Source organism: Algoriphagus sp. AK58, assembly GCF_014324365.1.
Classification (GTDB): Bacteria; Bacteroidota; Bacteroidia; order Cytophagales; family Cyclobacteriaceae; genus Algoriphagus.
This window is the reverse complement of sequence record NZ_QEIG01000030.1, coordinates 1-12,238: the sequence shown is the minus strand read 5'-3', so window position 1 is coordinate 12,238 and position 12,238 is coordinate 1. Positions and strand designations below refer to the sequence as shown.

8 protein-coding genes are annotated in these 12,238 nt (G+C 36.5%); 1 reads left to right on the top strand and 7 read right to left on the bottom strand.

All coding sequences use genetic code 11. The annotated features are described in order from the left end of the window. Nucleotides 1–526 precede the first annotated feature (526 nt). On the top strand, nucleotides 527–1,900 hold the full coding sequence (locus tag DDT91_RS20005; RefSeq protein WP_187177977.1) for a Fic family protein: 1,374 nt from the start codon (nucleotides 527–529) through the stop codon (nucleotides 1,898–1,900). Between the two features lie 595 nt (nucleotides 1,901–2,495). Here the strand turns inward: DDT91_RS20005 and DDT91_RS20000 are convergent. The 7 genes from DDT91_RS20000 to DDT91_RS19970 all read right to left on the bottom strand — a co-directional run. Beyond that, nucleotides 2,496–3,077, bottom strand: coding sequence for a hypothetical protein (locus DDT91_RS20000; protein ID WP_187177976.1), 582 nt, complete (start codon nucleotides 3,075–3,077; stop codon nucleotides 2,496–2,498). Between the two features lie 642 nt (nucleotides 3,078–3,719). Beyond that, nucleotides 3,720–4,115: a hypothetical protein gene (locus DDT91_RS19995; RefSeq protein WP_187177975.1), complete on the bottom strand. Its 396-nt coding sequence runs from the start codon at nucleotides 4,113–4,115 to the stop codon at nucleotides 3,720–3,722. An 11-nt stretch (nucleotides 4,116–4,126) separates the two neighbouring features. After that, nucleotides 4,127–6,805, bottom strand: coding sequence for a T9SS type A sorting domain-containing protein (locus DDT91_RS19990; protein WP_187177974.1), 2,679 nt, complete (start codon nucleotides 6,803–6,805; stop codon nucleotides 4,127–4,129). A gap of 781 nt (nucleotides 6,806–7,586) precedes the next feature. Next, a complete protein-coding gene (locus DDT91_RS19985) occupies nucleotides 7,587–8,036 on the bottom strand; it encodes a hypothetical protein (RefSeq protein WP_187177973.1) in 450 nt (149 codons plus the stop codon). Next, nucleotides 8,033–9,355 (bottom strand): RHS repeat-associated core domain-containing protein, encoded by a 1,323-nt coding sequence (locus DDT91_RS19980; RefSeq protein WP_222718692.1) that lies wholly within the window; start codon nucleotides 9,353–9,355, stop codon nucleotides 8,033–8,035. Before DDT91_RS19980 ends, DDT91_RS19985 begins: the two co-directional genes overlap by 4 nt. A gap of 381 nt (nucleotides 9,356–9,736) precedes the next feature. Beyond that, nucleotides 9,737–10,318, bottom strand: a complete 582-nt coding sequence (locus DDT91_RS19975) for a hypothetical protein (RefSeq protein ID WP_187177972.1) — start codon at nucleotides 10,316–10,318, stop codon at nucleotides 9,737–9,739. 7 nt (nucleotides 10,319–10,325) lie between these two features. Continuing rightward, nucleotides 10,326–12,238, bottom strand: a 1,913-nt coding sequence (locus tag DDT91_RS19970; protein ID WP_187177971.1) for an RHS repeat-associated core domain-containing protein, incomplete at its 5' end; no start/stop codon positions are given.

Sequence of the window (12,238 nt, the reverse complement as noted above, 5' to 3'; positions counted from 1 at the left end):
GTGCAAAATAAATCATAAGGAGTAAAATTTTAATCCCATTTTATAATTAAAATCCTAAATCGAATTAGAAAGTTTATAGAAAAAAATTAGAGATTTTTGAAAGAAAAAATAATGTAACCTTAAAGGACACTTCAACTAATAAAAAATTCGGTGTAGGTGTACATATCGCCATTATGTCCTTGGGGAAACAGTTTAATGTTTGTGGTTTTTTGAAAAATCCATTTGAAAAATCATCCTTGTAAAAGCATTGAGATCCGTATTGATCTTCCCTTCCTTGATAAATATAATTTGGTTATTCAAGACATACTTAATTTTTTAATGGTTCTCCATTTCCGGGATTCTTCAGCTAATAAAGCCCTTTAAAGTATATGTGGCAAAATCTTTAAATCGACTGCTATTCTTCCTTTAGAAACCATTTTTTATTCTGATTCCACGACATCTTTTTACTTTTGCGACATTAATTTGTCGCGCATTTAAATTTTGCGACAATTATCCTCTATAATTGTCGCAAAAATGATTTAGTGTCATGAACATACCAAATGAGCTTGATAGTATTCTGCATGCTTTGAAGTCCTTTCCAAATGGTGCAAGTATCGAGGAGCTGAATGAAGCTCTTTCTGTCCCTCTAGAAAGAAGAACCCTTCAGAGAAGATTAAAGATACTCAAAGAAGACCAGCTCATCTATTCCGAAGGTGGCTCTCGTGCTACACGGTATTTTATCATTGGTTCGGCTGCTCTTCAATCTAAGATTGCAACGAAGGACGACTCGTCAATGACTCCTCCTCTTTCTCAAGAGGGCAAAGAAGTTTGGGCCTTGGTCTCACGTCCTGTTGCACAAAGGAAACCTGTCGGATACGAACGAAGTTTCTTGGAAAATTACCGTCCCAACATCGACAGCTTTCTCAGCAACCGAGAAAAACAAAAACTGGCTGAATGGGGAAATACCAGGAATGGAGAACAGCCAGCCGGGACCTATGCAAGAGAAATATTAAATCGCCTCTTGATCGACCTTTCTTGGAATTCAAGCAGACTAGAAGGGAACACCTATTCCTTGTTGGATACAGAGCTGCTTATCCATAACGGAAAAACCCCCTCGAACAAATCACCCATGGAAACCCAGATGATTCTCAACCACAAGGAGGCTATCGAGTTTTTGGTAGAATCGTCTGATGAGGTGGGCTTCAATCGCTACACTTTTCTTAATCTCCATGCCCTGCTTTCAAACAACCTGTTGCCAAATCCGGCGGCATCCGGCAGGCTTAGAACATTTGGCGTGGGAATCACTAATTCGGTATTTACTCCGTTGGGAATTCCACAACTCATCGAAGAATCTTTTGACCTAATACTAGCAAAGGCAAGCCAAATCCAAAATCCGTTTGAGCAGGCTTTTTTTGTATTGGTTCAGCTTCCCTATCTCCAACCATTTGATGATGTCAATAAGCGAGTATCCAGATTGGCTGCCAATATTCCTTTGAACCGACACAACCTTGCTCCTCTTTCATTTATAGACCTACCGGAAGAAAGCTATATCAAAGGAATGCTAGGCATTTATGAATTAAACCGCATCGAATTATTCAAGGATGTGTTTCTGTGGGCCTATGAGCGGTCAGCCCTAAGGTATGCAGCCATTCGTCAATCTCTTGGCGAGCCGGATCCTTTTCGCTTAAAATACCGAGAAGAAATACGCGGGATCGTCAGCCAAATTGTAAGCAATGCAATGGATAAAGAAGCAGCATCCGAAGCAATAAAATCCGAAGTCAAAAAATTACCAGAACCAGACCAATCCAGGCTCTCCGAAGTAGTAGAAACAGAACTCTTGGGATTACATGAAGGAAATTTTGTCCGCTACCGAATCAGACCGTCCGAATTTACTGCCTGGAAAAAGCGGTGGGATTCTTAGTTAAGATGAGATAAAAAAAACGCAAACCATATAAAAACTCACCCAAACTGCTTAATTCTTGGTTTCACAAAGCTCTAAAACCTTAAAAAAAGAAAAAGGGGACAGAATCGGGGACAATTCGAATCAATTCCATTTGATTCGAATTTACAAACACTCCAAAAAAGGGTATAAAAAACAAAAAGTTGACCGTAAAACGATCAACTAATTATTTAGTAGCGGGAACAGGACTGTTATATTTTATTGATATATAGACTTTTATGAATAAAGGAGGACAAATAGGGGGACAGGTTCATTTTGGGCCAAAAATTTCAAATTCATTTGAATTGATTTTAATCTACAACCTGAATTTATCAATAAAATCACGATTTGAGAGCCAATTAAGGCGTTCGAGATTTGAATGATTTTTTCTTTTTTGAAGTCAAAATCCGAATCCCGAAATAATTTCCAATTCGAAGATCTTAAACCGTATTTTGTTATTCAGCAATTTAGCCATTCAATATTTCTTTGATCGATTTCCAATTTCAACCTTCGAACAATTCGTACCTGCGATATGTACGAGCTGTACGAAGAGTACGATTGGATAATCCCCTTTCTACTATTTCCATTTTGTCATGCTACTGACATCAATTGGCCATTTCGCAACAAAACTAATCAGCCCCTCCTCAAAGTCCTCTTTGACAATTGGGATAATAATTAGATTTTCTTTAAACTTATTTCCATTTCTTACCATTAGGTCCTGCCAAGAAGGGTTATCATTTTCAAAATCATAACGGAACACTTTCTTGCCATTATAAAAAACTTCGAAATAATCAAGATTATCAAAGTTACTGCTAGGATCTACATTCGGACCCCATTGATAGCTTAAAGTATCAATATCACCATTTCCAAAATCCAGATACCTATCACCTTTTTTCCCTACACCAATTACTTTGAAGGCATCTTTTTCGGTATAATAAAGTGTATCTGAAGTTACTAGAGTACAAAATGGTTCACTTCGACTTGTACATAATTTCAAATCTGAAATTCTATAGTTTTCGTTTACGGTGAAATAATCTTTCCCTTCTGCTGTTTCAAGTCTTATAAAATGACTCCATATCGGTGGTTCACCAGGTGATTCTTTTGGATGGCATGAAAATGAAAACAAAGCACTTACCAAAATTAAAAGGAAATTCCTCATTGAATTATAAGTTTAGCGTTACGGATTTTTCCATCCAAAACGTAAATTACGATATAAACTCCTGACATAAGCGAACTAACATCAATAGGTTCTGATGATCTCCAGCATTCAAGAAACTTTACTGGAATATCGTCAGTACTACTCATAATTGTCACATTTAAAATGTCAGTGTCGGCTGTTTCTGGGATTCTAAAACTGACCTGATTGGAAATCACAGGGTTGGGATAAAATACAGCCTCCGCTCCCGTAGAAATTCTCGCAATAGGACCTCCGCCGCCATCACTGGAGACTGTAACATATTTACTGGCGTTGGCTGGAATACCGCACAGACCAAGTGTTGAAACATTCAGATAAAATGAAAGAGCCCCACTACTGGGACTGACGGTTACCAAATGGGAATTCTGCCGTGAACATATAGTAATCCCGAAATCAGCGGAAGCAATAGTACACTAAAAATCACTTTTAAATTACAGTTTTAGGCTAGGCGTATTTACAAAATCACACTAGCATGCCCACCAATTTGAAATTGGCATCTTTAAATACTACCTTTTATAAATATCAAGTTATTAACCTATTTATTTAGAATACATTACACAACTACAAATTGATCTAATCTTTATATTAATTCCCAAGCGGTGGCGATCAAGGTAAAATAATGATGTCGAATTCATACTTTTTCCCTACAAAAAACGGTTGTGAACATTCATATGGCTGACAATTAAGATTATCAATGTTAATTATGGCCTGATTTGAAGGTGCGGAACTATCAATTAAAGTAATAGAATATTGATCAACTTCTGGGTTATTTAATGAGAATTCAAATGATTCATTTACATTGTTTTTTATAGTATCTACACTTTCTATCTTACTATTTGGAAATCCTATATTCTTATATCCTGTAACCACAATAAACACATTTGAATACCGAGAAGGAATATTTTGATCTATTATCTTTATTTTGAACCTTGTTAAAGAATCCTTCTTTATACAGGAAAATAAAGAAAATAAAATTAAGCAAGTAATAATTCGTGATTTCATAAATCTAGTATTTAATTTAAAATCAATCTTTTTTGCAGAATCTGCTCTTCTGTTTGAATCTGAATGATATACAGACCAGAAGGAATATGATCTACAGCAAATTTCTCGTTGTAATCTCCTACTGGTCGATATCCGAAACTAAGTGGGATGACTCCACTATTCGAACTGGAAGCAGGGATAAGGTCAATTTGTACATTTGATGACTTATTAACTTTGTATAAAATATTGAGATCTTTACTGGCGGGATTTGGCCAGAATGTGATTTTAGTAATAATTTCGACTGGAGGAATTGATTTTGATATTTTTTCTTGTGAAGAATCATCAAACATAATCCTCTCTATAGGTCCCCCGCCGCCGCCCCCGCAGTTTGTATCACCAGAAGGGTAAACATTTAGCACCCTACTAGTCGAAGACGAAAAGTTAGAAACCACTCCACCTGAATACGTTCTTATTAACGTGATTGTGTACGCGCCAGGAGCTAAACTGCTAAGAAAAATTTGATCCGACGTTGATGAGTAAAGAAAATTATTAGGCCCAGTAACTTGCCATGTATGATTGTAAAGATTTCCAACAGCAGAATCATCCGTAATCCAAAAATTTAAAGACTGATTTGGACACATAAACCATTGGGTTGTATTAAATCTAGGGGCTGGGGGTGGAGCAGAAGTACCAGATGCACAGAAAAAACTTGAAATATTAAACTCATTTGATAGTAAATTGGTCCAGGGCAGTGAAATATCATTCAAATCTATAACATGTTTGGAATTTGAATTATTACTATAAATTGCTTGAAATGGGGTCAATCCGTTAGACTGTAGATGGCTAACAGAATAGTTCAAATGGCTCTGTTGAGTTCTTGGAGCTGCGGAGGCTAAAGAGCTAAATAGCGGGACAAATGAGAAAAAATCTCTTCCGTATGTATTTATAGTTTGAAATCCTTCAAACAATTCTAGAATGTTGAAGATTTTCCAAAATCCTATGTCCGCATTTCCGATCCCTTGATTTGTTTGATATCCGCCAGAGGCGATATCATAATTGAAAGCATCAAAATTGAAAGTTCTAACTTTTGAAGTAGTTGGAATACCAGAAAAATACGCCTGAATTGATGAAACTGTTGAATTTGTATTCAAATTATTCGTTGCTATCTTAACAAATGCAGATACAGGAGAAACGTAATTTATATCCAGCATTAAGCTATTTGGAACAAAAGAACTTACCGGGCTTTGTTGGGTTCCTAAACTACTACCATTTATTATTGCAATATTTCGAATTCCTGCCTGTGAAGGAAATCCAAATTGATTTAAGTCATTTTGGAGAGATAGGAACTCAGCATGTGGACTAGGTCCTTTGTATCTAAGGAGCATTTGCTTTGCAGCAGTGCTATTTAATAAGAAAAGGGCATCATTAATTTCAGTTTGTGCTATGTTAAATAAATTTAATAGATCAATATCATCCAAATCCTCAGCCATTTTCTGAAAACCAACCGGCACATTCGCCCCTTTATGTGGAGAATCAAAACTTATAAAGTGACTCACACCATGCTGTATATTTCTTGATTCCATACTACTTAAACTATAACGAGCTACTAATCCCCCCATACTTTCTCCAATCACTATAATTTTATTATTTCCTGATTTTCGCTGTTTCACATCAAGAATTAATCGTTCTAGAACTTGGGCATTTGTTCTAATATCTGCACCACCATTTGAAAAATTCAAATAAATTACATCATAACCGTTATTTCGAAACTTCACATCAACTTGTGAAAGGTACCTTGATCTAAGTTCCTCAATTCCAACAAGATTTCCTGCGTCGAAACCTTCTACTATAATCACAGGTTTATCAAATATAAAGTCGCATCCATTAAAAAGTTGGCCAATTCCACCCGATAAATTTTCTATTCTGCCACCTACAGATGAAAGAGAGCTTATTGTAGGAATGTCAAAAATATAGTCAGGCTCACTACCCTCGAACACGTTAACATTTATTTTACTATGGACAAAAGTCACATAATTATTCTCTACAAATTTTACTGTAATTGATTTTTCTCCAGGTCCGGGATAATAAATCTCAATCTTTTGATTTTTAACAACTTCCTGAAACCCCCTGCCATCGTAGAAATCAGCCAAAATTTTAACATTTTTTTTTGAAACGAATAGAGTTGAATCGAAAAAAAAATTAACATTCTTGGTATATACATCACTGATTAATGGACTGGCATCTATTATTGGAATAGTATCATAAATTTTTGAAGGTTGATAACCTCTCTTTACTGCATGAATATTTTCTTCAATTTCATACTCATCTAACCATTCACCAACAGAATAAATTATGCCAAAAGGAACAATTTCCTCTTTCTTTTTAATTTCGGTAAGAATTATTTGAGGATCTGATACCAAGGAACGTTTACCCATTTCTGAATTCTTTATTCCAATAAAGTTCGATTTGAATGCATATTCATCAGTGAAAATAATCTTGTATTCTTTATCATTTTCAAAAAAACCTATCATTTCTTTTCTAAATTGGCCTAAAAGAAACCCTTTATTCAAAAAGTTTTGTGTCCTAATTGATTTCCTATCAATGCTATCAAGCTTTTGATAAATCTTTGAAAGATTGACCTTATCTTTTTCTTGGCAAAAAGAAAAATAACAATTAAATAACATCAATATAACAATAACAATTTTTTTCATAAAATACCATTTTATATTATTTACTCCGGATAATTTTTATTTTCTCCTTTATGTAGATAAGGTTTAACATCTCTTTTTAAAATTCCTTTGATTTATTTTCATCCTCAATGAAAGCTTCCCAAATCGCACCAGCCCCCACAAATCACCCTATTTATTAGTTTTTCAAAACTACCAAGATTATTTTGATAAAATTATTCAATCAATCTATAAATAAAATCAGATTTAGAATTGTTTCCTGAACTCTTTAAGATTTGCATCAAAGCTGTTAACTCCGATAATAAACTTGCTTGATCTTCAATAATCAAGGTAAAATTATAATTATTTTGAGTCCAAACATTTTAAATTAATTTATTAAGTAAAAGGTTAATAGGCCCAATAATATTCATTAAAATCACAATTGAATTCAAATCTACCTGTCTGATTATCCCATTCAAAATCCAATCCCAAAACTGAACTTATTTCTGGATATTTATCTTGGCTGAGATAAAAACTAACGCTGTAATAATTCATGATTCAAAACATTAATCAAAGATTTTTTTTTAGAGAAGTATTCTTTATATACTATTTAATTTTGACTAAAACATCTCCCATCAAACACTCTTGTAGTTATGTTCTCACCCTAAGGACCTCAAAGCATTTTGAGTTTCTTCATCTTCAAATACAGCTTGTATTTTTTCAAGAATTTGAAACTACTAAACACTACATTTTTAATTTATCTTGTTTAAATCATGCTTATCAATTATGACCTATGTTCATCAACTTTATCCATTTTTCTTTTTAATCATTTAGCCACATAAACCCCATGAGACTCTAGAAATTCTATAATACCTAACACTTCTTTTTTATTTTTTTCTATCCTTAATTTATGGACTCTACCTTTAACCAAAATATCAATGACTGGTATAATTTTCAATCCATTATAAAAAGAAAAAGCTGACATCCCTCCTAGTACCATAATTGCAATTAGGCCATGCCCTAATATATTAAAAAATCTCACACTCTTTTCCGAAACCAGTACACTATTTATAATAATGTATATAGAAAAAATCAATAAAATTAAAAATACAACCCCAATAAATAATACTATCACCCAATTTTTAACGGATCTGCCTTTCCTTAAAAAAGCCTTTTCTATTTCACTATATAATATTAATCGATAAGTATATCTATTTCTTAGAAGATGAATACCTTCTGGTGTTAATTTAAATGTGAAATCAACAATTTCTTTCATAACTTTATTTTAGTTTTACCTGAGCTTGGGTTTTCTAAGGGCAATCCCGGCCCAAAATAAGGCTGTCCAGGCATTGTTCCAGGAGGCATTTTTGGTCCCCAAAGCCAAAGAATATTATCTAAATGATTCATAAGGTGTTCTCGAATGTAAATCCCGAGTTTTGACTTACCCATATCTGTTTCACCAAACTTTCTCCCTCCTGGCATATAATCTATCATACTTGAACCATTACGTCCATTCCAATTTTTATCTACCCAAAAAAACTTTCCTCTTTGATCTGACATTTGATACCAAACTTGCCCATTTCTAGATTCAGAGGTACCTGTATAACCATATCCTCGCCCATTTTTTCTTTCAATTTCATTAGGGGCTTTGTTATTATCTCCGCAACAATTTTGATTAGTTGATTTCCCATTTCCACCAACTGTTTCAAAATTTCCTATATAATCAGCACCCATTACTTCGCTTGAAAGGACTTTACCATAACCCATTTCAACCCAAACATCCTCTGAATCTGGATTGGTTTCTTCACCATTCACCACACTCTTCTCTGTTGAATCCTCTGCTTCTGGTTCTCCCTGCTTTACTTCTCCCATCACCGAATACGCCTCCATGCCATCTGGATCGATAAAACGCATCGGATTGTTGAGTGCGTAGTTATACGGACTTTGTCTTCTTGCCTTTTCAGCCAAAGGATCATGCACAAACCATCGCCCAATCGCAGGAATATAGAATCTCGCCCCGTAATCATACATGATTACGCCCAAGCCGCTTGTCAGCTCTTTGCCATTATAAAGATAAGGATTCACCTTGATTCCTCCATATTGATACCCTAAGCCTGAAAGATCTACCCCCCAGGGATCGTAGTGCGTCTCCTGTACGATCAGCGGACCTGTACTCATGATCCTGAACTGGTCAAACCAAACGTTTTCAGAAGTTTCATTGACCAAGTAGGTCTCTATATAGCCATCCTTCTTGATCGCCAGCTTTTGAATCAGTTCCTCGTGTTTGTTTCGGGCTTTTTTGGATAAGATGACCTTTCCTTGTTCGTACAGATTACTGTCTGCATCATAAAGCGCATAGCCCATATAGGCTTCCGGAGCCGGCTTTTGCTGGACTTCTGAGATTACTAAGGCAATCACATTGGCAATAGCCAGTTCATTTGGAGCAGCTGCCAGATTCTGACCATACTCCCCTAAGGTTCGGATTATCTTTTGGTCCAATCCTGTACGAACGAAACTGGCCGGGCTTAATCTGACTTTCTTAGGATCCATATATTTCCCAAAAACTCCGATTTCCACACTGTCTCCCTGCTGCACTTCCTGACTTCGGGAAGGACCGAGTATTCTTCCGCGATCGGCATTCAGCCAGGCAGTGGCCTAGCCTCCTAGGTCTTATTATGCTCGGAAGCTCCCTGTTTGGATTCCCGAATATTGTCAAAGCTCCTCTTTCTCTTTCCTTTTAATTTCGTTTCGCTTCTAAATCAGCACCGGGAGGTGATTTGCAACCTCAGCTTACTCGGCGACTGTGGTAGACCTACTACCATCTCTTATACAATATGTCTTTGATTCACATCAAGGACTTCACGACACCCCTTCACCCAAAAGGGGGAGTCTATATAAACATCACATGGAAAATTTAAATGAACACTTAAAACTTAACACTCCAATAATCCCTTATAGGTAACCTCGATATTTTAACTAGATAAAAAACATACTATTCATTAATATACTTAACACATCTCTTAAATTAGAATAAAAATTTTTATGATCAAATATTACTTGATTAAATAGAGTGATATCGCCTAATTCAGACTTCCATAAAAAATTAGAATATACATAATCTTTAAATACCATCAAATCCGGCCTCTCCAATAAATTAGTTAAAATAAGGTTATTAGTTTGAATTGAATAATCAAGAGCTATGTTAAGAAAATCAACTATTTTAACTAGATTATTTTTATCATAAATTTCATCTAGATTACTTTCTCTTTGAATCAATAAATCAATACACTTTAAATTATATGAAACACAGGATTCATCAACCCCATTTTCTAATAGCCATTTTCTCAAATTATTGGAATCAAAGAAAGAATCTACATTTAACAATAGATAATTCTTCAAGGCTTTCAATTCCTTTGAACAAACAATTAGACTGTTTTCGGATACAACCAATTTATCATTCTCATTATCTGTTAAATCAGAACCCCAGACTGAAAAAAAATCACCCTCGCTTAATTTAAAACAAATTAAGTACTTTCTATATTTGTCTGATACCAACATACATTAATTATTTAGGCCGTTTATCTCTAAACCATTTTTTTAATTGATTATTTGGCGAAGTTGGACCCCGCTTGCTATCTCCAACCTCATTTGATATTTTATCAGCTAATTGAGAATCGGATTTACTCCAATCAACATCACTAACCTTAGGTGGGGTTCCGTATTGGTCTGGCCAAATATTCTTCCTCCCACCTTTAGAATGCAAGACATGTTCTGGTACACCTAAGCTAACTAAAAAATTTGCAATAGATATAGTCGTTTCTTCGATATTAATTCCAGCGTCAAAAGCAACATAGGTTGCTCCTGCTGAAATTCCAACCCATGCAAAAACAGGATTTACGGAGAAAGCGGGCCTTGATCCTACAAAGGCAAAAGTAATTGCCTTGTCTACTTTGGGTGCCTCAACAACAAATTCAGGCAATGATGAACACGTTTCGCAATCAGTATCACCTGTTGGATTTGTCTCCTCGCCATTAACCACACTTTTCATCAATGGGTCTTCCGGTTCCCTCTCAGCCGTAAAAACAGGTGTCCCCTGTACCGAATAGGCCTCCATCCCGTCTGGATCGATAAAGCGCATCGGGTTATTAAGTGCATAGTTGTATGGACTATGCCTTCTTGCTTTCTCAGCTAGCGGATCATGCACAAACCATCTTCCAATCGCCGGAATATAGAATCTCGCCCCGTAATCATACATGATCACACCTAAGCCGCTTGTCAGTTCTTTGCTATTGTATAAATACGGATTTATTTTGATTCCTCCATATTGGTAACCAAGACCTGAAAGATCGACTCCCCACGGGTCATAGTGGGTTTCCTGTACGATCAGCGGACCTGTACTCATGATCCTGAACTGGTCAAACCAAACGTTTTCAGAAGTTTCATTGACCAAGTAGGTCTCTATATAGCCATCCTTCTTGATCGCCAGCTTTTGAATCAGTTCCTCGTGTTTGTTTCGGGCTTTTTTGGATAAGATGACCTTTCCTTGTTCGTACAGATTACTGTCTGCATCATAAAGCGCATAGCCCATATAGGCTTCCGGAGCCGGCTTTTGCTGGACTTCTGAGATTACCAAGGCGATTACATTGGCGATCGCTATTTCATTGGGAGAGGCTGCCAGATTCTGACCATACTCCCCTAAGGTTCGGATTATCTTTTGGTCCAATCCTGTTCGAACGAAACTGGCCGGGCTTAATCTGACTTTCTTAGGATCCATATATTTCCCAAAAACTCCGATCTCCACACTGTCTCCCTGCTGCACCTCTTGACTTCGGGAAGGACCAAGTATTCTTCCACGATCCGCATTGAGCCACGCTGTCGCATAGCCTCCGGGGGTCTTGTTATGCTCACTTGCGCCTTGGCGAGATTCCTTGATATTGTCAAACAGCTCCTCCTCCTCTTCGGCCTTTTCAGGCTCCATGGTTGCCATTCTCAGCGTGGACTGTGGTGCACGGACTACCTGACGTACATTTCCCAAATGATCTTTGACGAAGAATTCGTATTGGAAGGCTGAGTTCTCAAAGGCAGCGCGTCCTTCCTCATGCATGATATAGGACAGTGTATTGGCTCCCGAATTGATTTTTTCAAACACAAATTCCCCCAAATAATCCAACGTAGTGGTAGTGGCCCCTTCTACATTTACCTGACGGACCTTCACTCCTTCGGCATTGTACCAATAGGTGAGGCTTCTCCCAGTCCCTGAGAAGACAATGGACTTGGGAAGGTTTAGGTGATTGTAGGTAATGACCACGCTGTATTGATCATTATTCCCCAAGAGGTTTCCGTTAGCATCGTAATTGTAGGTACTGGTTCCCAGATTTTTGTAGTCTTTGGCCAGATAATTGGGTAAAGTCTGTGCATCATAAAGGTAGGACAGCTTATTGCTATGGGTAGCATAGGTGTAGGATAAATTATCCACCA